Genomic DNA, 22862 nt, shown 5'->3' on the forward strand with positions numbered 1-22862 from the left:
ATAATGGCTTTGTAAAGGGTATCGAATAATGCAAAGTCCGGTGCACCCAAAGGTTAAAGCTTTTGCTGCATTGATTGTGCGCTGGGGCAAATTTCGTCTCGGCCTTATATTATGGCTAAGTTTGCTGGCCTTGCTGGTGATAGGACACTATACCTACGCTGCATTGTTTGCAGTGGTGGTTGACTGGTCAATGTTACGGGCCCAGTTGATGCTCGTTATGTTCGCCAGCCCGGTGGTTATTGTTAGCATTTTTTATCTGGTGCTGCACCTTAACGCTGCTTTGTTGTACCTGAAAGACTCTGCACATCAGGAACGCCTGCTTAACCAGAATATGCAGGACAGTATCCGTCAGCTTAATTTTGAAATAGAAGAGCGCAAGAAAGCATTTCAGGCTAAGCGACGTGCTGTTGATGAGCTGCGTAAAGAAATCTCTGAACGTAAAAAAACCCAGCAGGAACTGGAAGAGCAGAGTTTGCTGATCCGTTCGATTGTTGATAGTTCACCTGACTTGTTTTACTACCGGGATGAAAACGGCCACCTGGCCAGCTGCAACAAAATGTTTGAAATCATCATGGGGAAATCATCACAGGAACTGATTGGTTTTCATCCTGCGGAACTCTATACCGAAGACAGTGCGCAGGCGGCTATTTTAACAGAGTATGAAGCCGCGGCCGAGCACACTGAATTAACTCTGGATGTTGAATTTGTGAAGCAGGACGGCCAGATCCTCTGGTTTGAAATGCGCAAAGTTCCATTTTACGATGGCCAGGGGCGTTATATCGGCTTACTGGGTTTTGGCCGCGATATCACTTCTCGAAAACTGGCAGAGCAGGCACTTGAAAAAGCCTATCAGGACAAAGGGAAATTTATAGCCACCTTAAGCCATGAGCTTAGAACACCACTCAATGGTATTGTCGGCTTAAGCCGGCGTTTACTTGACAGCACCCTGGGGCCCGAGCAGCACAGTTGGGCCAATACTATTTTCAGCAGTGCCGAGACCCTGGGTAACATTTTCAATGATATTATTGACTTAGATAAAATTGACCGGCAAGACTTAGACATTGTTTTTCAAAGTATTCATATTCAAGGCTTTTTAAATGATATTGCAAACTTCGCCGAGCTGATTTGTCAGCAAAAAGGACTGAATTTTGAATTGCGCTGTCAGGGTGACATGGATATCTATTTGAAAATTGACGCGACCCGGTTGCGTCAGGTGTTATGGAACCTGCTTAACAATGCCGTTAAATTTACCGCGCAGGGGCAGATAACCCTTGATTGTACTCTGCAAACTAACCCCGCCGAGCTGTTGTTTAAAGTACAGGATACCGGTATTGGTATTGCCAATGCTGAGCAGGAACGTATTTTTGACATGTATTATAAATCTACTGATGGCCGTCGTTTAAGTATTGTGGGTTCTGGCATTGGCTTGTCGGTGTCACGCGCATTGGTGGAGGCGATGGGTGGAAAAGTCTCATTAACCAGCTCGCCAGGCGAGGGCAGTTGTTTTAGTGTATTGCTGCCAACTGAGCAGGTCAATGCACCAAGTGAAACCACAGTGTCCTGCCCGGAACTGGTTATACTATTGATTGAAGATGTCCCCCTTAATGCCGAAATTGCTACCGCCTTGTTAGAGCAGCGAGGCCATAGTGTTATCCATGCAGAAACAGGCGAAGATGCTATTGCCTTGCTGGAAACAGAAGACGATATCGATTTGGTGTTGCTGGATATGCAGCTACCCGATATGAGCGGGGACCAAATTGCCCGTTATATTCGCAGTGAGAGCCATTTGCAAAATATACCGATAGTAGTACTCAGTGCTAATGTCAGAAAGGCTGAAGAGCAGTTGACTGATGTGCAGGTGGATGGCGCGTTGGCCAAACCAATAAACACGAATAAGCTTGATCAGATGCTGGCGAAACTTTTTTCGCCCAGTGCATTGAAGCTACAGCAGCTAAGCCCGCGTACAGAGGTTGCTTCAGAAAACCAGATCCTGGATCTGGCAACCTTACAGGATTACATGCAGTCACTGGGACCTGAAGCGATGAAACGCAGCGCTCAGCTGTTTGCGCAGCTGTTACCCGGTTACATTAATAAAATGATTGAAGCTGCTGTGCAGCAAAATACGGTAGAGTTTAAAGAGTCGGCGCACAAACTTAAAGGTGCGGCAGCATCAGTTGGTCTGCTTTGGGTGCAACAACAGGCCAAAATGTTTGAACAAGGGCCAGTAGTCTGGCAAGGACTGGAGCGGCAGTTAGTTGACTATCACTTAGAAACAGAGCAGCACCTGGCTGCTCTGCAACACTTTATCGAAGCTAACTAATACCTCGTTAGCTTGCTGATGGTTACTTATCGATTTTACCAACGAAGCGATAACCTTCACCGTGGATAGTGCTGATTAACTCAGGGCTGTCGATATCTGATTCGAAATGCTTACGGATACGACGGATGGTCACATCTACCGTGCGGTCGTTTGGACGTAATTCACGGCCGGTCATGTGTCGGATAAGCTGTTCACGGGTAAAAATTTTACCCGGCGTGTCCAGCATCAGACGCAGTGCCCGGTATTCGCCTTTAGGTAAACGACGCGCCATACCTTTGGGTGATGTCAGGTTACGACTGTTCTCATCCAGGGTCCAGCCATTGAACTTAACAATACTTTTATGTTCTTCAACCACAGGTTGAGCGACAGTACGGCCCAGCAGATTGCGGGCGCGAATCGTTAATTCACGTGGGTTAAAAGGTTTGGTCAGATAATCATCGGCGCCAATTTCCAGACCCAGGATCCGGTCTACTTCACTGTCACGGCCCGTTAAGAAAATTAAACCAATGTTTTCTTTCTGGCGTAATTCGCGCGCCAGGATCAGGCCATTTTTGCCTGGCAGGTTAATGTCCATAACAACCAGGTTAACCGGATTTTGTTCCAGCTTTTGATACATCTCTTCGCCATTAACTGCTTCGATGACATCATAGCCTTCACCCTGGAACAGATTAACCAGATTGAGTCTGGTAACTTCTTCATCTTCAACGATCAGAATCACAGGTGTTTGCATTAGAGTTAAACCTTATGTTTTTTTTGTGAACAGTATAGCGTACTAATTACTATAGTTGCTGTGGACATGTCAAATATTGGCGCAATTATAACGGGCCGGCCAATTGTTAACAAGAATTTTGTTAACAATTGGCGCTGAATCATTAGTAACTACTTATTAAGGGTTATAAATTCCTTTTAATACAACAAAGTAATTTTATTTTTTGTTTTTATAACTGTTGTCTATTACCGGAAAGTCAATCAGTATCTGCACACCCTGGCCCAGGGTACTGTCAAAATTGATGGTGCCATTTAATGCTTGCGTCACCAGATTATAGACCAGATGCAATCCCAGACCACTGCCACCTTCACCCCGTTTAGTGGTAACAAAGGGATCAAATATTCGTTTCTTAATATTCTCAGGTACACCACTGCCATTGTCTCGGTAATACAGCTTGCAGCGGGTGCCGCTGATTTTTACTGAAATAGTGATTTCACCCTGATCGGTATTGTCAAAAGCATGGATCAGACTATTCATTATAAGGTTAATTAAAATCTGGTTTATTGGCCCGGCTTTACTCTCAATAATCAGTTCCGCCGGGCAGTCAACCACGACCTGGTGATGATGTTTTTTAAGGTTTGGGCGTAATGACAACAACACTTCATTAATGAGTTGCGCCATATTGAAGCTGCGTTGGCTGTCATTCGATTGGTCAACCGCAACTTGTTTAAAGCTGCTGATTAAGCTTGCTGCACGTTCCAGGTTGCGGTAAATGATACCGAGGTTTTCTTTGCTTTCACTTAAAAACTTTTCCAGCTGAGAGGAGGTCAGTTTTTTATCGGTAAATGCCCGTTCAATTTGAGTCAGCCTGTCCTGCAATAAGGTTGAAGCGGTTACCCCAAGGCCGATTGGGGTGTTGACCTCATGGGCGACGCCTGCCACCATCTGGCCCAGACTGGCCATTTTTTCCGTCTCGACGATTTGGTTCTGATATTGATGTAAGGTTGCCAGGGTATTCAGCAGCTCCTGATTTGACGATTTCAGAGCATCGGTGCGCTCGCTCACTTTCTGCTCTAATTTTTGATAAAGTTCACGAATTTCTGTTTCGGTTTGTTGTTGTTTGAACATTTGCCGTTCAACTTTGTCCAGCATGGTATTCAGTGCTTTGCCAAACATATTAAATTCTGTTACATCGCTCTGCGCTACCCGCAGATGATAATCTTTATCTTTGGCGATTCGTTGCACTAATTGTATTAACTGGTTGATCGAGCTAGTAAAACGCTGCTCGAGCTTCTTAGTCAGAAAATATGCGACAATTAAAGCACACAGGATAATTAATAAATCGATTAAAATGCTGTTCTGAATGTATGTCTGCAATTCCTGCTGGCTGGCTCTGATAAAAACATAACCAGCAAGGGTATCGCCAACCCTGATTTCCCGGCTCAATTCTATGTAATTATCACTTAATTCTGGTTTTAAAAACGCGGCCACGTTGTCGTACTGGGCTGGATAAGGGCCGATGCCCCGGGTGTTATATATTGAGTACAGGGCTAATTTACCCGTTGTATTTTGCACTCGGTATATATGGATGTTGTGCAGCATAGGTACTGCGGCAAAAGAGCCCAATCGGTTTTCTTCAGTGTGCGCGAAGTCGTTATAGATATTTTCCCGCTCATCGGCAAACTCGGCCTCTGATTGCATTATGCGTTGTTCTGCGGCAATAAAACTGGCTTGTGCATTAAACGCTATGATACTGGCGTAACTTTGCAGTTCTTGAATAAGTGCCTGACGCTGTTGTCTGATATCCTGTAAAGTCGAAACGAGCATAGAAACGCAGATAGTCAGGCTGCAAATTGTCATCACTCCGACAAATAGTACATTTCTGATCGTACTGGTTTTTGAACTGGTGTTGACTACTGCTTTCATGCATTGCTCACTTATAGCTGACATTGCTGCAACTGTTCCAGATTAAGCATTGATGTTATGCAGTTAAAGGCGTTTTAGCAAACCTGTTTGGTAATTTTCTGGCTGGCAGGTATAGTTAACTGGATTGTTTCCGGTAGGTGTAACAAATGTCGTTATGGCAAACTTACAAAGACAGTGTGTTTCTCTGCCGGCAACGCCTGGCAATTCAGTTAGATTTTGCGATTATCAGTGCCCAGAATCCGGCAGGTGAATTAAAAAATCCACATGTCAATTTGTGTCTGGATAAACAGTTTGAAGCTATATTACACCAAGCACGTCTACCCTTTCGCGCCGTAGTCGGGGCATCTGCAGATCTAAAATTTCAGGAAAAAAGCTGGATAGTATTTTGCGATAAATTGCAGGCGTTACAACTGGCGCGTAAGGTGCGGCAGAATGCTATTTACTGGGTAACCAATAATAAGCTGTTTCTGGTTCCGGTGTTGTATCAGGAAACCGAAGAATATCTTGGTTTATTTGAAAGCAGAGTAATTTTGCTGGCAGATTAACGTTGCCGCTTTAGAATGGCCAAAATCACCGGCAAATCTTCCTGATACTCTGCCTGGTATTGGCGCCGGGTCATATTTTGTTCAATTCTCTGCTGCTCGCTGCCCGGTTGTTTCAGCAATGGCAGAAAATCTGCCACGCAAATACACAGCATTTGTAATTCATTTTGAGAAGGCAGTTTATCTGCCCGGTACAATTGATGGGGACAGGCTTTAATCCGGTTTTTATTTTGAATACACTGCTGTGCAACATCGGCTTGTGCCGGCATAACTGCTGTTAAAGTCAGTGCTATCGCCAGAACTCGCCGTGTCAGCATAATTAACCGCTGTGCCATCGCCTTACCTTTTAATTGCCTGATATATCACAAAGCCATTAGCTTTGGCCAATATTGCCACTTTGCCAAAGGTTTGTTCAAGTAAAGTGTGGTAGGCCAGATGTGAATTGGCAACAATAGTTAAACTTCCAGCGGAGTTTAAACGGCTTTTGCTTTGACTGATAAACGCTTCGCTAATGCTGTAATCGGTTTTAATACCCGTGTGAAACGGTGGATTACTGACAATATGATCAAAGCTTGCCGGTTGTGTCGGTAAGCCATCTGCTGTTACTACTGTGCCTTGCAGGTTATTGGCGCTTAAGGTATGGCGGGTAGCTTCCGTTGCCAGCGCGCTAACATCTGAACAATACAAATTAAGTGCACTATGGCGTTTCTTAAGATAGGCGCCAATCACGCCGCTGCCACAGCCAAAATCTAACACACTGCCTTTAGTAATATGATCCAGGTTATCCAGCAATAAAGCGGTGCCAATATCCAGTTTGCCATGATTAAATACCCCGGCGATGGAGCAAATGTTAAGTTCGGTGCTATTGATTATTAGTTTGTGCTGGCTGAAAGCGGGTTTGCTCAGCGTGTGCAGTGAACCACTGAGGAAATACCACAGGCAATGTTTGGCATTGTCCAGTTTGTTGGCCTGCAAACCTAATTTATCGGCATGGCTGCTGAGGCTTTTAATGCCGCCCTTATTGTCGCCAACCAGATAAAGCTGGCTGTTACTGTTTAGTGCCGGAGCAATGTTTGCCAGGGTTAAACTAAGCTGCTCTTTACTCTTGGGGTAAAATATTACCACTGTGTCAAATTGCTGGTTAAACGTTGGCAAAGCACTGAAATAGCAAGTTGCTGTCGGATGGCTCCAGCTGCTGGCAACCGCCGCATTAGTCGTGTAACAGCTGAGGGTGGTATCTGTAGGCAGGTTTGCCTGCAGACTGCGACAGAGTTCATCAGCTTCTGGTTCGACAATTAAAATATTGCCGGTTAAATCGGCAATATTACGCAACAGCATCTGGCTGGTGTTAGTGAGCATTAACTTATCCTTTTAAACATTAGATCCCAGACGCCATGGCCGAGGCGCTGCCCACGTTGCTCAAATTTAGTAAGAGGACGCTGCTCCGGTCGTTCTACATAATCGCCGGTTGCAGATAAGTTGGCAAAGCCATCGGCTGCCTGCATGACTTCAAGCATATGCTCAGCGTAGTTCTGCCAGTCAGTAGCCATATGGAACACCCCACCAACCTGCAGTTTCTGGCGCAGTAACTGAACAAATTCGCTTTGAACTATTCGCCGTTTATGGTGGCGTTTTTTATGCCACGGATCAGGGAAAAAAAGTTGTACGGTACTAAGGCTAGCGTCGGCAATAGTGTCATTGAGCACTTCCACTGCATCATGTTCAAATAAACGCAGATTACTCAGACCCACTGCCGCGGCATCGCCAAGACAGGCTCCCACACCAGGTTTATGTACTTCTATGCCGATAAAATTCTTATCAGGGCTGTTTTGGGCCATTTCAACCAGCGATTTGCCCATGCCAAAGCCAATTTCCAGCACCACCGGCGCAGTTCGACCAAACACCTCAGTCAGGTTTAACGGCTCGCTCTGATAATCTAAGCCAAATGCTGGCCAATGGTTATCGAGCGCATTTTGCTGGCCTTTGGTCAGCCGACCTTCACGTAGCACGAAAGAGCGGATTTTACGCATGTAAGGCATATTGTCGCTTTGCTCTGTTGCCGGTTGTCGGGTTTCTGGTTGCTCTGGGGTGGTGGTCATTTATGGCTCCATAATCAAACTGCGGCGCACATTATGCGGATATTAACGCTGAAGCTCAACTGACGTTTTGCGTTGGCTTTCAGTCGTAAGCTGCTTATACTGCGCAGCTATTAGCAACCCCGGGTGATGTATGGAGAGTGCTGTTGCAAAAAGATACTGCTAATTGGTTTTCAGATCAGCTGCTTAGCTGGTATCAACTGCACGGTCGTAAAACGCTTCCCTGGCAGATTAACAAAACACCTTATAAAACCTGGCTCAGTGAGGTGATGCTACAGCAAACTCAGGTTGCTACCGTCATTCCTTATTTTGAGCAGTTTATTCAGCATTTTCCAGATGTGAAAAGTTTAGCTGCTGCGCCGCTGGATCAGGTGCTGCATTTGTGGACCGGTCTTGGCTACTATGCCCGTGCTCGTAATCTACATAAAACGGCCCAGATTATAGCGACTGAATATGACGGCCTTTTTCCTGTTGAATTTGCCCGGGTGCTGGCGCTACCAGGGATTGGCCGCTCTACCGCCGGTGCCATTTTGTCGTTAGCGTTGGACCAGCATTACCCTATTTTAGATGGTAATTGTAAACGGGTATTGAGTCGATTTTCTGCGGTTGCAGGCTGGCCAGGCAATAAAGTGGTAGAACAGCGTTTATGGCATCTGGCTGAACAGGTAACCCCCGATGGGGCTAGGGTAGCGGCATTTAATCAGGCAATGATGGATCTGGGGGCAACATTATGCAGTCGCAGCAAACCGCGCTGTGGTCAATGTCCACTGCATTTAAAATGCCGGGCAGCTCAAACCGGCGAGCAAACGGCTTATCCGGGAAAAAAGCCGGCCAAAATCATCCCTGAAAAGCAAAGCTTCTGGTTGATGCTGCAGTATCAGCAGCAAATCTTATTGCAGCAACGCCCAGCCAGCGGTTTATGGGGAGGCTTATATGGGTTTGTTGAGTTTAGCAGTGAGCAGCTACGATCAGATTATTTGCTGTTAAATGACGTTAAGGTATCAGCTACGCTGGAGCTACCGGCATTTCGACATACCTTCAGTCATTTCCGTTTATGGATAACGCCTTTGCTGGTGCAAGTTGCTATAAAACCTCAGCTGGTGCAGGAGCAAACTGCTGCACAATGGTTTACAATAGCGCAATTACCGCAGGTGGGGTTATCTGCACCAGCTAAAATACTGCTGCAACAGCTGCAGGCACTGCAACCCCAAAGTGAGGAGTAGAGATGATGAGTAGAATGGTTTTTTGCCAGTATTTGCAAAAAGAGGCGCCGGGAATGGATTTTCAGCTATACCCGGGCGATCTTGGCAGTAAAATATTTGCGTCAATTAGCAAAGAGGCCTGGAGTAAGTGGCAGGCGAAGCAAATTATGCTGATTAACGAAAAAAAGCTGAATATGATGAATCCTGAACATCGGCAATTTCTGGAGCAGCAGATGGAAGCCTTTTTATTTCAAGGCCAGGATATTGAGATTGAAGGCTATAAGCCACCAGCCAGTTAATTATTGAGCTAAGTAAATTTATGGCGCGTCGTCTGCCACCTCTAAATGCATTAAAGGCTTTTGAAACAGCTGCCAGACACCTTAGTTTTACTAAGGCTGCGGAAGAGATGTATGTAACGCAGGCTGCGATAAGCCATCAGATAAAGGCGCTGGAAGATCATCTGGGCTTAAAACTGTTTATGCGTAAAAACCGCTCGCTGTTACTGACAGAAGAGGGGCAAAGCTATTTTCTGGATATTAAAGAGATTTTTCTGCAGTTGCATGAAGCTACTGAGAAGTTACTGGTGCGGGGAGCCAAAGGTTCGTTGACCGTAAGTTTGCAGCCCAGCTTTGCCATTCAGTGGCTGGTACCGCGCTTAAATCAGTTTAGTGAACAGCACCCGGATATCGATGTCCGGATTAAAGCTGTTGATCTTGATGAAGGGTCTCTGACTGATGACGTTGATGTAGCTATCTATTACGGTCGTGGTAACTGGCGCAATTTACGAGCTGACAAGCTGCATACTGAGTATTTGTTACCGGTATGTTCGCCACTGCTATTGAACAGTGGCAAGCCGCTGAATGAGCCTACTGACCTGGCAAAACATAATTTACTGCACGATAGTTCACGCCGGGCCTGGAAGGCCTGGTTTACCAGCCAGGGCTTTAAACAGTTTAATGTCAATCAGGGGCCAATATTCAGCCATTCTTCGATGGTGCTGCAGGCTGCGATTCATGGCCAGGGCGTGGCATTAGCGCATAACGTACTGGCGCGGCCAGATATTAACTCGGGCCGTTTAATAGTGCCGTTTAATCATGTGCTGATTAGTAAAGACGCTTACTATCTGGTGTGTCGGGAAAGTCAGGCAGAACTGGGTAAAATTACAGCATTTCGTCAGTGGATGGTGGATATGGTCACAGCGGAACAACTGCTATTTACCGAACAACAATTTACCAATGCTGTCGCCATTGACTAACCCCAAGGCCTGTTTAGTGCTGGCTCATGGTGCCGGAGCGTGCTGCGATAGCCCCTATATGATTGCTTTGGCCGAAGCGTTGGCCAGACATAATATTGAAGTGTTGCGTTTTAATTTCCGCTATATGCAACAAAGCATTGCGCTGGGTCGCAAAAGGCCTCCAGAGAAAATGGCGTTGTTGCAGCAAGAATTTTTAAAACAAATCAGTATGGTCAATTACCAGCTGCCATTATTTATTGGTGGAAAGTCGATGGGTGGTCGGGTTGCCAGTATGCTGGATCTGGCGGATGAGCCGCAGGTGCGGGCGGTATTTGCTTTTGGCTATCCGTTTCATCCGCCTGGCAAAAGCCAATGGCGGACCGCACATTTCAGCAGCCTGGCAATGCCACTGCATATTTTACAGGGCGAGCGCGACCCTTTTGGCAAACGCGCTGAGCTCACTGATTTAAGCTGGCCAAAGGTTAATGTGCACTGGTTAACGGCGGCCGATCATGACTTTAAACCGACCAAGGCAAGTGGCCTGAAGCAACAGGATGTTATCTGTGCCGCGGCCGCTTATTGCAATAAGGTAATCGATGAAATACTTCTGGCAAATCAGTAACAGCCTGACCGCCTTATATGGCGCGGCTGCAGTAGGGCTGGCAGCCGCGCTGATGCACCTGTGGGCCGCTCTGGAGCACAAAGAATTTGGCCGCTTAATAAGTGCTATTAGTATGCTGGCATTTCATGCACTGGCGCTACTGACAGTGGGCCGTAATTCGGCCGCTGTAAAATTACAAAAGTTAGCGGTGCTATGCTGGCACATCGGGCTCTGGTTATTTTGCTGGACCTTATTTGCCGGGGTGCTGACATTACCCTTGTATTATTCTGCCCTGGCTCCGCTTGGCGGACAAATTTTGATTATTGGCTGGTTGTTGCTTGCACTAAGCGCCTGGCAAAAGGATGTTAAATGAAACAACTATTACTATACTGCCGGGCGGGTTTTGAAAAAGAATGCGCTGCAGAAATTCAGGACAAAGCAAGTAGCTTTGATGTGTTTGGTTTTTGCAAACTAACAGCAAATTCAGCTTACGTTATCTTCGAAGCTTATGATGCTGATGGTCTTGCCGAGTTTTATCGAGACTATCCATTTGAGCACTTTATTTTCATCCGGCAATGGTGTCTGCTGCAGGCTGAACTGCTTGAATTGCCGTCTGAAGATCGAATAGCACCCGTACTTGAAGCTCTTGTTGCTGCTGAATTAACCGGCTGTGGTGAGCTACGGGTTGAATATCCTGAAACAAATGATGGTAAAACCTTGTCAACCCTGGCGCGCAAATTAACCGTACCTCTTCGTCAGTCTTTGCGCAAAGCCGGCGTATTATTGCAGAAAGAGCAAAAACGAGCGCCGGTTTTGCACGTGTTGTTACTTAGTGGTCAGCAAGGTTATGTTGGCTTGTCTTATCCGGAGAATAACAGCCCGCTGGAAAACGGTATTATGCGGTTGAAGTTTCCCAATGAAGCGCCTAGCCGGAGCACCTTAAAACTGGAAGAAGCATTTCTGCAGTTTATTCCGAAGCCTGAATGGGATAAGCGTTTAGGCGGTGGACTAAATGCGGTTGATTTAGGTGCCAGCCCTGGTGGTTGGACCTATCAACTGGTAAAGCGCAGCATGATGGTGACCGCTATCGACAACGGACCTATGGCAGAGTCGCTAATGCAAACTGGTCAGGTCAGGCATTATACCGTGGATGGTTTTAAGTTCGAGCCGCAAAAGAAAAACGTATATTGGCTTGTCTGCGACATGATTGAGCAACCGCAGCGGGTTGCACAGCGGATGGGGGATTGGCTGATTAACGGCTGGTGTCAGGAGGCAATATTTAATTTAAAATTGCCGATGAAAAAACGCTATGAAACCGTAACCGATATATTGGCTCAGCTTGAGCAGCGTCTGCTAGATGCGGATATTAAATTCCGTTTACAGGTTAAGCACCTGTACCACGACCGCGAAGAAGTTACGGTACACGTGCAAAACCTGGTGTTAAAATTCTAAGCGTTTGTTTCTTTTTTCATTTATTTGAGTTGTGCGCTGAATCAGTCAGCGCTTAATTTCAGTTTCACCCAAACCAGGCGATGATCTGAGCTGGCACCGCGTGAACCCACCAATGGATAAAGCGGACTGGTTTTTTCCGGCCAGAATACACCACCATCTTCCACTACAAAGCCGGCATTTGACGGTAGCACGTAGTCTGCCCGCATACGCCAACCGGCGGTATGATATTTAGCATGTGCCTGCCCGGGTGAGTTTTGGGCAGCACCGGCACTTGCCGGGGTAAAACTTTGGTTTATTCTCTGATGTGATACCAGAGCTTTTATCGCACTATTTATTGCATCGCCATCACCATCAGCCGACGCATTCAAATCTCCGAGTAGCACAAAACGGCTGTCTGCTACCAGGCCGCCTTTGTTATTGTTGTCATCATAAATGTAGCCAGCATTGCCGGGAGTCAAGTAATCCAGCCAGAAACGGATTTCATCATGATTACGGATTCCATTGCGATTCTCCGGGCCATCAAACACCGGTGGAGTAGGGTGGCTGGCCAGAATGTGCACCTTTGTGTTACCAACTTTTATTGGTACATCCCAGTGCGACTTAGACGACAGCGGCATTTGCTGCCATGCTGCCTCGCTATACCAGGGGCTGCCATCCTCTTTATAAGTTGGCATAAAACCTGGCATGTCGCGCCATTTAAAATGCTGAAAAGTTCGGACACTATCGTAATCAATCGGATACTTTGACAGGATAACCATGCCGTACTGGCCAGGATAAAAACCAAAACCCCAGGCATCAGCGCCAACACCGGTGGCTACGCCACTATTGTCCAGATCAAACGGGCTTGGTTGCCCGGTGTTTACCGTAGAATAATAAAAGTACGGATAAGTAATGGGCTCGCTACCAGCCTGTGGCTGATTTAAATAGTTTTTAATGAAGGCTTCAATACCCTGTTCAGCGTTAGCAATATAGTCAAATTCATTCAATAGCAATACATCTGGCCTTACCCGCTGAATAATAGCCGCAATATTTTGTACTTGCGGGTTGTCACCCTTAGCCAGAATCGACGCAAGTACCTGGTTATTTCCGGTTTCCCCCTGCGGCAGGTAATTAGTCGACTCCATGCTGACATTGAAGGTTGCGACCTTAATCTCGTTAACCTGGTCGGCCATAGCTACTCCGGAACAAAGCAAAATAAAGTAAAAGAAAAAGTGATTAGGCATAAATAAACATTAGTTTTTTAAGAGGTTAGCTAGCATAACTAAGCCAGTTCTGAAACACCAGCATGCTGCGGCTTTATGCAAAATATTGATATTTTTTAATCAATTTAAGTTGTGGTTATTCGCAACTCTGACCAGCCATGTTACACTTGCGTGACAGGCGCACTTTGACTAAAGAAGAGCTTAAAAGTTCCCGGTTAAATTGTTATGTAACGAAAGTGACATAAAAGTTCGCTACACTAAGCCCCAGGTTGAAAACAGCATATGTATTCAAACGATTTAGAACACTACTATCAACTACCAGGTGATAAACAATATGAAAATTAAACATTTAGCGTTGGCAGTCGCTTTGAGTCTTGGCGTGTCACACCTCGCTTTGGCTCAGGAAACAACGTCCTCTATCAGGGGTAATGTAGTTACACAATCAGGTCAGGTTGCTGACGATGCGAAAGTAGAGATTTTGCATGTTCCATCAGGTACCCGTTCTGTAGCCTCTACCAATGAATCGGGTGCGTTTTCAAGCACAGGTTTGCGGGTTGGTGGTCCTTACACTATAACGATTACCAGTGCTGCCGGTGTAAAAACATACGAGAATATTTTTGTAACACTTGGTGAAACATTCCGTTTGAATGCGCAATTAGAATCAGTTGAGCGAATCACTGTTTCCGGTTCAAGAATTGCCGGCACAGCAAATGCCGGAAGCAGTAGCTTCTTTAATGAAGATGACATTTCTAACGCCCCAACTTTCAACCGTGACTTAAAAGAAGTTGCGCGCATGAACCCTTACGCAAATATTCTGCCGGGTTCCAACGCTGAATTAAGTATTGCCGGTAGCAACCCAAAATATAACAGTACCACCATTGATGGCGTTGGTGTTAATGATGACTTTGGTTTAAATAGTAACGGCTATCCTACGCAGCGCTCACCAATTTCTATTGATGCTATTGAGCAAATTTCAGTTGATGTTGCGCCATTTGATGCTGCAGAGGGTAACTTCAGCGGTGGTCGGATTAATGCTGTAACTAAGTCTGGTACCAATAAGTTCACCGGCTCATTTTCATTTGAAAAAATGAGTGATGAGTGGGCTGGCAGACCTAGAACTCCTGGCACTCGCAATAGTAGTAGCCTTGATTTTGAACGTGAAACCTACAGCCTTACCCTTGGTGGTCCTTTAATCAAAGATAAGCTATTTTTCTTCGGCTCATTTGAAAATACCACAGAGCCAGCTCAGGTTACTGCCGGACCAAATGACAGTGATGCGGTAAACAAGGCGCTAATAACCAACGCACAATTAACTGAGATTCGCAATATTGCCAGCTCGCGTTATGGCATTGACGATATTGGTGACTGGGACTCCGCGCCTGAAATTGAAGATGAAAGTATTCTGTTAAAGCTTGACTGGAATATAACTGATGAGCACCGGGCTGCATTTACTTATAACTCCAGTGAAGGTTCATCAGTTCGCAATCAGACTACAGGTGCAAATGGCGTCCTGAACCTTGATACCCATTGGTATACTTACACTCAAAATATGGATCTGTACCGGGCAGCATTGTTTTCTGACTGGACCTTAGATTTATCCAGCGAGATTTATGTAAACCTTAAATCTGTAGATTCTATTTCTGGTAACAAAACTAATGAATATGGTGAGATAACTATCCGTAGTCTGTTAAATTTTGGACCGGATGAAGCTCGTCATGCCAATGAATTAAGCACTGAAGAGTTAAAGTTTGGCGTTAAATTTAATTATCTGGTCGGTGATCACCAGATCAAGTTTGGCGGTGAATACGCGTCACTTGATGTATATAATGCATTTGTGCGCCGGGCGTTAGGTGTTTGGACATTTGGCAGTATTGAGGATTTTGCCGCAGGCGACGCTTCTTCTTTTATATATGACAATGCGTTTACTAACGTTGCATCAGACGCTGCAGCTGAATTTACCATGGGTTCTGGCAACTTGTTTGTGCAAGACAACTGGTATTTCAGTGACGATATAGAAATCGCGATGGGTCTTCGTTATGAGCGTTTGTTTGTTAGTGACGAGCCAGCCCTAAACGATAATTTCGTGCGTCGTTACGGCTTTTCGAATCAAGAAAATCTTGATGGTTTGTCGATTATTATGCCGCGCTTCAATGTTAAGTGGACGGCTAGTGATGATTTAACCGTGAATGCTGGTTTTGGTCGCTTCTCTGGTGGTAAACCAAACGTCTATATTTCTAATTCATTCTCAAATGACGGTACTACTTTAGTAAGTTTTGATCCAGCTGTAGCCGGAACTTCTCATCTGACAGACGTAACATCGTTAACTGTGCCACAAAATGTGCAGGATGCAATGTTCCCTGGTGATGGCTTTACCAACGTTATCGACCCGAATTATGAGATACCTTCTGACTGGATTGCCAGAGTTAGCGCTGATTACCGCTTCTCGGTACCTAGTGTGGTAGAAGATGTTAATTTCTCTGCAGAAGTTATGCGTAAGTGGATGACTGATAACAACCAGTGGGTTGATATCTCGCGCTGTAAGAGTGGTGAAACCAGTTTGGGTGTCAATATCTATGAACCTTGTGACCCTACTGCCAAAGAAAATCATTATGACTTGATGTTAACGAATGAAGATAAAAGCGGCAACGCCTGGATCTTTACTACCACTTTGCAGAAGAACTGGGATAATGGTTTAAATGCTTTTGCATCTTATACCCATCAGGACATAGAAGAAGGTACACCTGGTACTTCTTCTACAGCCGACTCGAATTACCAGTTTAATATTGTGGTTGACCGTAACCAGCCGTTAATTGGCACTGCTGATTATGCCATCGAGCACTCCTTAAAATTGGTACTGGGGTATACCCATCAATTCGTAGAAGGTTACGATTCAAGGTTTAATTTGTTCTTCCAGCGTCGCTCTGGCACAAACTACAGTCATACTTTTGGTATGTTCCGTGATGGTGACTTCGGCGATAACTCTAAGTTCAATAGTTCTAGTGCCTATCTGGTTTACGTACCAACTGGCCCGAGTGATCCGAATATCAGCCCTGAAGGCATTCAGTATGATGAAATTATGTCTTACCTGAATCAAGTTGGTCTTGGTAAATACGCGGGTGGTTTTGCACCTAAAGGTGTTAATACGTCACCTTGGATCACGACGATGGACTTTAGTTTCCAACAAGATGTTCCTGGTTTTATGGAAGGTCATAAAGGCACAATTTACTTCACTATTAGTAATTTGTTAAACCTGTTGGATAGCTCAAAAGGTGATGTACGCAGAATGCGATTCACCACCAATTCTATTGTAGATTTTGGCGGCTTGGATGATGAAGGTCGTTATATTTATAATGAACCGTTCCGTTCACCGACTGTTGCAAACTGGGATTTGTTTGAGCCTGAACAGTCTACCTGGCGTATTAAAGCGGGTGTAAGCTACCGCTTCTAAACCAGGTTTAGTTTTAATCTAAAAATGCCAGTCTTGCGACTGGCATTTTTTTTAGCTGTTTTTATTTCTATCTGCGGCATTATTAGCGATAATCGCCAGCTGTTTTTCGGAAAGTAGGCGTTATTGTGGCTAAAAATACCATTATTGCGATTGCTGGTGCCTCTGCATCAGGCAAAAGTTTATTTGCGTCAACCGTTTATCAGGAGTTGGTTGCTGAATTGGGTGGCGAGCGTATTGCTATTTTATCGGAAGATGCTTACTACCGGGACCAAAGCCATTTATCGTTTGATCAGCGGGTGTTAACCAATTACGACCATCCCTCTGCTTTTGAGCATGCTTTACTGGTTGAGCATTTACAGCGCTTGCGTGCTGGTCAGAGTATTGAGATGCCCCAGTACAGCTATAAATTACATACCCGGCTCGATGAGTCTATAAAAGTGCAGGCTGCCAAAGTTATTCTGGTCGAGGGCATTTTGCTGCTGAATGATGAAAAGCTGCGCCAACAGTTTGATATCAGCGTATTTATGGACACGCCTTTAGATATCTGTTTGTTGCGCCGGATTAAGCGCGATTTAGAAGACCGTGGCAGAAGCCTGGCCTCAGTGACGGAACAATATGAAACGACAGTGCGCCCGGCTTTTTTTGAATTTATAGCGCCGTCTAAGCAATATGCCGATTTAGTGGTTACCCGTGGTGGTAAAAATCAGATTGCAATCGATATTATAAAAGCAAAAATTCGTCAGTTACTGGCAGAATAATAATCAGGGAATAACATATGATGGGATTAGTGGGTATTTTTGCCCTGTTACTGGTGGCCTTTGCTGCGTCGGAACATCGAAGTCGAATTAAATGGCGTACTGTAGGTGGTGCTTTTGCTATCCAATTAGCAATCGGTGCGTTCGTGTTATACATACCATTTGGCAAAGACGTGCTGCTCAGTATGTCAGCTGCAGTCAGTAATGTTATTCAGTATGCTAACGAAGGCATAAGATTTTTATTCGGTGAGATGGGGCGGTTTGTGTTTGCGATAAACGTGCTCACTGTGATTATTTTCTTCTCATCTTTAATCGCTGTGCTTTACCACATCGGCGTGATGAAATTTGTGATTAACATTATTGGTGGTGGATTACAGAAGTTACTCGGTACTAGTCGGCCTGAATCAATGAGTGCTGCGGGCAATATTTTTGTTGGCCAAACTGAAGCGCCTTTAGTGGTTAAACCCTTTATTCCCACTATGACCCGGTCTGAATTGTTTGCTGTAATGGTGGGCGGTCTTGCTTCGGTTGCCGGCTCTGTGCTGGCTGGTTATGCTTTATTAGGCATTGAGATGAAATATCTGATTGCCGCCAGTTTTATGGCCGCCCCAGGTGGCCTGTTAATGGCCAAAATGTTGATCCCTGAAACTGAACAGCCAAAGAATGAACTCAACGAAATTAGTACTGAAAAACCGCATACAAACGTGATTGATGCTGCTGCCGCTGGCGCGTCCAGTGGTATGCAACTGGCGCTGAATGTTGGTGCTATGTTACTGGCGTTTGTTGGTTTAATTGCCCTGGTTAACGGCATTGTTGGCGGTGTTGGTGGCTGGTTTGGCATGGAGAACCTGACGCTACAACTGATCTTTGGTTATGTGTTCCAGCCGCTGGCATTTATTCTTGGCGTATCCTGGGATGAAGCCCGTTTAGCTGGTAGTTTTATTGGCCAAAAACTGGTGATCAATGAATTTGTCGCATACCTCGACTTTGTGCAGGTGAAAGATCAGTTAAGCGCCCATACTCAGGTAATTGTGACAATTGCCTTGTGTGGCTTTGCTAACTTTTCTTCCATTGCTATTTTATTAGGCGGTCTGGGCGGTATGGCGCCAGGTCGTCGGGCTGATATTGCCGAGCTGGGTTTAAAAGCTTTGCTTGCTGCAACATTGGCCAACTTAATGAGCGCTGCAATTGCAGGGTTCTTTTTTTCCTTAGGCTAACAAACAGGTCTTTTATATGACACAGCAAGTTCCAACGTTAGATATAAGACGGTTTGCCACCGACAAAGATAACTTTGTTGCCGAAATTGGCAAGGCCTACACTGAGTTTGGATTCTGCGGCATTAGTGGCCACGGTATTCCGGATGAAGTGGTAGCAAATACCTACAGTGCGATTAAGCAGTTTTTCGCGTTACCGACCGAGGTTAAGACAAAATACCATAAGCCCGGGCAGGGCGGTGCCCGGGGTTATACCGCCGTTGGGGTAGAGAAGGCAAAAGACTCTAATCATCCTGACTTAAAAGAGTTCTGGCATGTTGGGCGCGAGCTGGAAGGTCCAGCTCCGCATCCAAGCTTATACCCTAATATCTGGCCTGCTGAAGTGCCTGGCTTTAAAGAGGCTACGTACACCTTGTTTGCTGAACTGGAAAAGTTAGGCAATCGGGTGTTGGAGGCGTTAGCGCTATACCTTGGCCAACCACAGCAGTATTTTGCTGATAAAGTAGATTACGGCAATTCGATCTTGCGACCCATCCATTATCCGCCAATTAAAGATACGTCAACCGAGTCTATTCGGGCTGGCCAACATGAAGATATTAACCTGATCACATTGCTGGTTGGCTCTAATGAAGCGGGCCTGGAAATTCTGCGACGTGATGGCAGCTGGTTGCCGGTAACGACTATTGAAGGCACCATAGTGGTCAACATCGGCGATATGCTGCAGCGCTTAACCAACCATGTATTGCCATCAACCACCCATCGGGTGGTAAATCCGGCGGATATGGCAGCGGGCGAGCCACGCTATTCGATTCCGTTTTTTATGCATCCTAATCCAGATTTTGTGATTGAAACACTGGATACGTGTATCAGTGAGGAGCGGCCGAATCGCTATCCAGAGCCAATTAACTCTAACGACTATTTAATGCAGCGTTTAGAGGAAATTGGCTTGCTGAAAAAGGCGAAATAAATAGCGCCTTGCTCAGCAAATAGGCGAACGGTTAAAAACGAGCAGAATAGTTGAATTCAATAGTTGACTAGTTATTTTGAATCGCTATACTGCTCGCCATGTTAGGCACCTGGTGCAAAACATAACGCAGATGTGGTGGAATTGGTAGACACGCAAGCTTCAGGTGTTTGTGCCCACAAGGCGTGAGAGTTCGAGTCTCTCCATCTGCACCAAATTAACCGGCCCTGGCCGGTTTTTTTGCATCTACATGTTACCGTTTTAATTCGATGCGGCGGATAAAGTCTTCTACCAGAATATCGTACAGTTTGTTGCCCAGGTGCAGGTCTTCCACACCATCATCAATATTCGGGTTGTCGTTTACTTCAATAACATACACCTTATCACCGTCTTGTTTTACATCTACGCCGTACAAGCTATCCCCAATCGGAGCACAAGCGCGAATGGCGGCATCTAATACATGAGCCGGTACCTCATTTACTGCGCAGGTGCTAAAACCACCACTTTCGGTTTTGGCTTTGCCATGTTTATAAATTTGCCAGTGGTTTCGTGCCATAAAATACTTACAGGCAAATATAGCCTGGCCGTTCAACACACCAATTCGCCAGTCGTATTCGGTAAAGGTATACCGCTGCGCCAGGATAATCGCGCTTTGTTCGAACAGAGTGTCCAGAGTAGAGCGTAATTCGGTCAGCGTTTTTACTTTTATTACGCCGCGGGAAAAACTGCCATCAGGTATTTTCAACACCAGTGGCAGGCCAAGGCTATCGGCTGCGCGTTCCAGGTTGTCCTCATCTTGCTTGAATAACATAATACCGTCAGGCATAGGCACTTTATGCTGTTCAAACAAGGTATGCAGATAGACTTTATTACCACAGCGTAAGATAGAGCTGGGATCGTCAACTACTGCCAATCCCTCGCGTTCTGCTTTTTGTGCCATATGAAATGTATGGTGATTTACCGCTGTTGTTTCCCTGATAAACAAGCCATCGAACTCGGCAAGCCGGTGAATATCCTTCGACGTGATTTGCTCAACGTCCATTGCTGCTTTTTTAGCTGCCCGGACAAACAATTCTAGTGACTTTGGCGTACAAGGCGGAAACTTTTCTTTCGGGTCAACTAACACGGCTAAGTCATATTTAAACTTGCGGTTAGCGGGCTCCAGCCGCCATATCTTATGGCTGTATTTTTCCAGAATATTGCCGAAAAGACTTTGCTCCGCTTCAGTAAGTTTGTTAACACTACCAATTTTCAGGGTTTTAACCTGCCAGCGGGTTTTTTTCTGCAGTTCTACTCTGAGGATGGGTACCGGAAAAGCCTCAAACAGATAAGAGGCAACCTTTTTTAACGCTTTATGCTCGGTTTCTCCGAAGTAAATATTAAACGTTAGCTGGCTTGCCGTTTCTTCAGCCAGATCTTTATTTAATTGCTGTAGTAGAGCCAATGGCACTTCATCAGCAATATCGGCAATTTCATGCCGGTTAAACTTATTGAATGCTCGAACGGAGGGCATAACATTGTGGCCGCGTGCTTCAGCCAGTAACGAACAATAATAGCCACTGCCCAGGTAGTGTGACTGGCGACACAGGTTAATCACCCGCACCCGCTGCTTTTGCTTGGCAGACCACTTAAGGTAGGCGGGTAAACTCATTACGCCGTCATATTGATGAAAAGGTGCCCAGTCCTGAGCTTTATCTACTATTATTATCAGTTTCGCCATGTTGCCTCCTGTTAGCATGTCAAGCCTGACTGATTATCGCAGTGAAAGACAGCAAATTTATTTTCAGCATAGCATCAGAATTTCTTACTGGCATTTCAAACGCATAACTGGTGAGATGCGTGTAGTGCCATTATTGAGAATGATGTTAAGGGTAAAAATTTTATGGGTAAGTCAGAACAGGACCACGATATCAGATTACGACCTGCGATGCTGGCTGATGTTCCCGCTTTACAGGTGCTGGAGCAACGTTGCTTTAGTTCAGACAAGTTAAGTGTACGTAGTTTCCGACGGTTCATTACTGAAAAACGTAGCGACCTGATTGCGCTTGAGGTTGACGAGGCGCTTGCGGGGTATTTTCTATTGATCTATCGCAGGGGCACGAGTCTGGCGCGGTTGTATTCAATAGCCGTAGACCCGGCATTCAGACAAAAAGGCTTGGCCGAAAAGCTGATGGCTGAAGCTGAGGTGCAAGCAGCGAACCGTCATTGCGCACTGCTTCGGTTAGAAGTACGCAAAGACAACGAAGCGGCAATAAAGCTCTATAAGAAATTGCAGTATCATGAGTTTGCGATAAAACATGACTTCTATGAAGATCACGCTGATGCAATCTGTATGCAGAAGCAAGTGATTCAGTTTAAGCGCGATTCGGTTACCAGACAGGTTCCTTACATCGCTCAAACCACCCCGTTTACTTGCGGCCCTGCCAGTTTATTAATGGCTTTCAATTATTTTAAGCCAGGGCTATTTAATCCTTATCAGCATGAAATTGAACTATGGAGAGAGGCAACTACTATATTTATGACTAGTGGTCATGGGGGCTGTGGCCCCAGGGGGTTAGCGCTTGCAGCGCACCGCAGAGGTTTTTCTACAGAAGTGTATCTTAACAACGATGGCTTGCTGTTTGGTGATAGCGTGCGCAGCGAAGCTAAGAAGGCAGTATTACAGCGGGTACATGATTCCTTCAGGCAACAAACTGAGCAGCAAGGTGTCACAGTTCATCATGCTGAACTCACTGTAACTGCAATTAAGCAGTACCTGCAACAAGATAAGCTGATCATTGCTCTGATCAGTACCTGGCAATTTGATAAGAGCAAAGCACCTCATTGGGTAGTAGTGTGCGCTGCCGATGATAATTTTATTTATATTAACGATCCTGATACGGCTGATATTCCCTGGTTGTCGACAGCTGAGCGACAATATATTCCAATCGAATATAAAGTGTTTAGCAAAGCTTTCAGCTATGGCAAAAAGCGACTTAAGGCAGCTGTTATTATCGGAGCGCAGAAAAAATAAGCGGGTTCTGTAGGTATTTTGATTAATCCGTCTGCTTTTTGTGCAAACGATTCATTGCCGCAGGTTTTTATTGATTTACCGCTTGCAGCTCTGCAAAAACGCCCTATAATGCCCGCCATGCCACGGGGTGCTGCGCTAAGCAGGCTTCAGGTGAGATAAGCCGGATTGCAAAAATCTTAAAAAA

General features: G+C 45.5%; 20 protein-coding genes and 1 tRNA gene. 14 read left to right on the forward strand and 7 right to left on the reverse strand.

Features of this window, described 5'->3' with window-relative positions; genetic code table 11:
- Window positions 1-28 precede the first annotated feature (28 nt).
- Window positions 29-2320, forward strand: coding sequence for an ATP-binding protein (locus tag B2Q61_RS08935; RefSeq protein WP_290618566.1), 2292 nt, complete (start codon window positions 29-31; stop codon window positions 2318-2320).
- Window positions 2321-2342: 22 nt separating this feature from the next.
- Here B2Q61_RS08935 and arcA read toward each other — a convergent pair whose 3' ends face one another.
- Together arcA and B2Q61_RS08945 are read right to left on the reverse strand one after the other, a co-directional pair.
- Window positions 2343-3050: a two-component system response regulator ArcA gene (arcA, locus tag B2Q61_RS08940; RefSeq protein WP_019676687.1), complete on the reverse strand. Its 708-nt coding sequence runs from the start codon at window positions 3048-3050 to the stop codon at window positions 2343-2345.
- 195 nt (window positions 3051-3245) lie between these two features.
- Window positions 3246-4955 carry a HAMP domain-containing sensor histidine kinase gene (locus B2Q61_RS08945; RefSeq protein ID WP_290618563.1) on the reverse strand — a complete coding sequence of 570 codons (1710 nt, stop codon included), beginning with the start codon at window positions 4953-4955 and terminating at the stop codon, window positions 3246-3248.
- Between the two features lie 146 nt (window positions 4956-5101).
- Between B2Q61_RS08945 and B2Q61_RS08950 the strand changes: the two genes are divergently transcribed.
- The gene (locus B2Q61_RS08950) at window positions 5102-5500 is read left to right on the forward strand and encodes a DUF3293 domain-containing protein (protein WP_290618561.1); all 399 of its coding nucleotides are present in this window, start codon (window positions 5102-5104) and stop codon (window positions 5498-5500) included.
- Here B2Q61_RS08950 and B2Q61_RS08955 read toward each other — a convergent pair.
- Genes B2Q61_RS08955 through trmB form a run of 3 tightly spaced genes read right to left on the reverse strand, consistent with a single transcriptional unit; the run spans window position 5497 to window position 7596 of the window.
- Window positions 5497-5832: a hypothetical protein gene (locus B2Q61_RS08955; RefSeq protein ID WP_290618559.1), complete on the reverse strand. Its 336-nt coding sequence runs from the start codon at window positions 5830-5832 to the stop codon at window positions 5497-5499. The two genes, B2Q61_RS08950 and B2Q61_RS08955, sit on opposite strands and share 4 nt — an antisense overlap.
- Window positions 5833-5836: 4 nt before the next feature.
- Window positions 5837-6856 (reverse strand): class I SAM-dependent methyltransferase, encoded by a 1020-nt coding sequence (locus B2Q61_RS08960; protein WP_290618557.1) that lies wholly within the window; start codon window positions 6854-6856, stop codon window positions 5837-5839.
- Complete coding sequence (gene trmB, locus B2Q61_RS08965; RefSeq protein WP_290618555.1) at window positions 6856-7596, reverse strand: tRNA (guanosine(46)-N7)-methyltransferase TrmB; 741 nt, start codon at window positions 7594-7596, stop codon at window positions 6856-6858. Before trmB ends, B2Q61_RS08960 begins: the two co-directional genes overlap by 1 nt.
- A 137-nt stretch (window positions 7597-7733) precedes the next feature.
- Here trmB and mutY point away from each other — a divergent pair, with 137 nt between their 5' ends.
- From mutY to rlmM, 6 genes are read left to right on the forward strand one after another with little or no spacing between them, the layout of a single operon-like run.
- A complete protein-coding gene (gene mutY, locus B2Q61_RS08970; protein WP_290618553.1) occupies window positions 7734-8816 on the forward strand; it encodes an A/G-specific adenine glycosylase in 1083 nt (360 codons plus the stop codon).
- A 2-nt stretch (window positions 8817-8818) separates the two neighbouring features.
- Window positions 8819-9094 (forward strand): oxidative damage protection protein, encoded by a 276-nt coding sequence (locus B2Q61_RS08975; protein WP_414631469.1) that lies wholly within the window; start codon window positions 8819-8821, stop codon window positions 9092-9094.
- 20 nt (window positions 9095-9114) lie between these two features.
- Window positions 9115-10050 (forward strand): transcriptional regulator GcvA, encoded by a 936-nt coding sequence (locus B2Q61_RS08980; RefSeq protein ID WP_290618551.1) that lies wholly within the window; start codon window positions 9115-9117, stop codon window positions 10048-10050.
- Window positions 10031-10651, forward strand: coding sequence for an alpha/beta family hydrolase (locus B2Q61_RS08985; protein ID WP_290618549.1), 621 nt, complete (start codon window positions 10031-10033; stop codon window positions 10649-10651). The genes B2Q61_RS08980 and B2Q61_RS08985 overlap by 20 nt, the downstream gene beginning before the upstream one ends.
- Complete coding sequence (locus tag B2Q61_RS08990) at window positions 10626-11003, forward strand: DUF423 domain-containing protein (protein WP_290618547.1); 378 nt, start codon at window positions 10626-10628, stop codon at window positions 11001-11003. The genes B2Q61_RS08985 and B2Q61_RS08990 overlap by 26 nt, the downstream gene beginning before the upstream one ends.
- Window positions 11000-12082: a 23S rRNA (cytidine(2498)-2'-O)-methyltransferase RlmM gene (rlmM, locus tag B2Q61_RS08995; RefSeq protein ID WP_290618545.1), complete on the forward strand. Its 1083-nt coding sequence runs from the start codon at window positions 11000-11002 to the stop codon at window positions 12080-12082. The genes B2Q61_RS08990 and rlmM overlap by 4 nt, the downstream gene beginning before the upstream one ends.
- Window positions 12083-12123: 41 nt before the next feature.
- Here rlmM and B2Q61_RS09000 read toward each other — a convergent pair whose 3' ends face one another.
- The gene (locus B2Q61_RS09000; protein WP_290618543.1) at window positions 12124-13254 is read right to left on the reverse strand and encodes an endonuclease/exonuclease/phosphatase family protein; all 1131 of its coding nucleotides are present in this window, start codon (window positions 13252-13254) and stop codon (window positions 12124-12126) included.
- 364 nt (window positions 13255-13618) lie between these two features.
- Here B2Q61_RS09000 and B2Q61_RS09005 point away from each other — a divergent pair, with 364 nt between their 5' ends.
- The 5 genes from B2Q61_RS09005 to B2Q61_RS09025 all read left to right on the forward strand — a co-directional run bounded on the left by B2Q61_RS09005 (window position 13619) and on the right by B2Q61_RS09025 (window position 19880).
- Entirely contained in the window at window positions 13619-16732 is a 3114-nt protein-coding gene (locus tag B2Q61_RS09005; protein ID WP_290618541.1) for a TonB-dependent receptor, read from the forward strand.
- 125 nt (window positions 16733-16857) lie between these two features.
- Window positions 16858-17490 (forward strand): uridine kinase, encoded by a 633-nt coding sequence (gene udk / locus B2Q61_RS09010; protein WP_290618539.1) that lies wholly within the window; start codon window positions 16858-16860, stop codon window positions 17488-17490.
- Window positions 17491-17507: 17 nt separating this feature from the next.
- Window positions 17508-18704, forward strand: a complete 1197-nt coding sequence (locus tag B2Q61_RS09015) for a NupC/NupG family nucleoside CNT transporter (RefSeq protein WP_290618537.1) — start codon at window positions 17508-17510, stop codon at window positions 18702-18704.
- 16 nt (window positions 18705-18720) lie between these two features.
- Window positions 18721-19668: an isopenicillin N synthase family dioxygenase gene (locus B2Q61_RS09020; RefSeq protein WP_290618535.1), complete on the forward strand. Its 948-nt coding sequence runs from the start codon at window positions 18721-18723 to the stop codon at window positions 19666-19668.
- Between the two features lie 126 nt (window positions 19669-19794).
- Window positions 19795-19880, forward strand: a tRNA-Leu gene (locus B2Q61_RS09025).
- Between the two features lie 38 nt (window positions 19881-19918).
- Here B2Q61_RS09025 and B2Q61_RS09030 read toward each other — a convergent pair.
- Window positions 19919-21385, reverse strand: coding sequence for a RimK family protein (locus B2Q61_RS09030; RefSeq protein WP_290618533.1), 1467 nt, complete (start codon window positions 21383-21385; stop codon window positions 19919-19921).
- 162 nt (window positions 21386-21547) lie between these two features.
- On the opposite strand from B2Q61_RS09030, the gene B2Q61_RS09035 reads away from it, so the two are divergent.
- The gene (locus tag B2Q61_RS09035; RefSeq protein ID WP_290618531.1) at window positions 21548-22678 is read left to right on the forward strand and encodes a GNAT family N-acetyltransferase/peptidase C39 family protein; all 1131 of its coding nucleotides are present in this window, start codon (window positions 21548-21550) and stop codon (window positions 22676-22678) included.
- Window positions 22679-22862: the final 184 nt, after the last annotated feature.

Source organism: Arsukibacterium sp. UBA5043 (assembly GCA_002415085.1).
Lineage (GTDB): Bacteria > Pseudomonadota > Gammaproteobacteria > Enterobacterales > Alteromonadaceae > Alishewanella.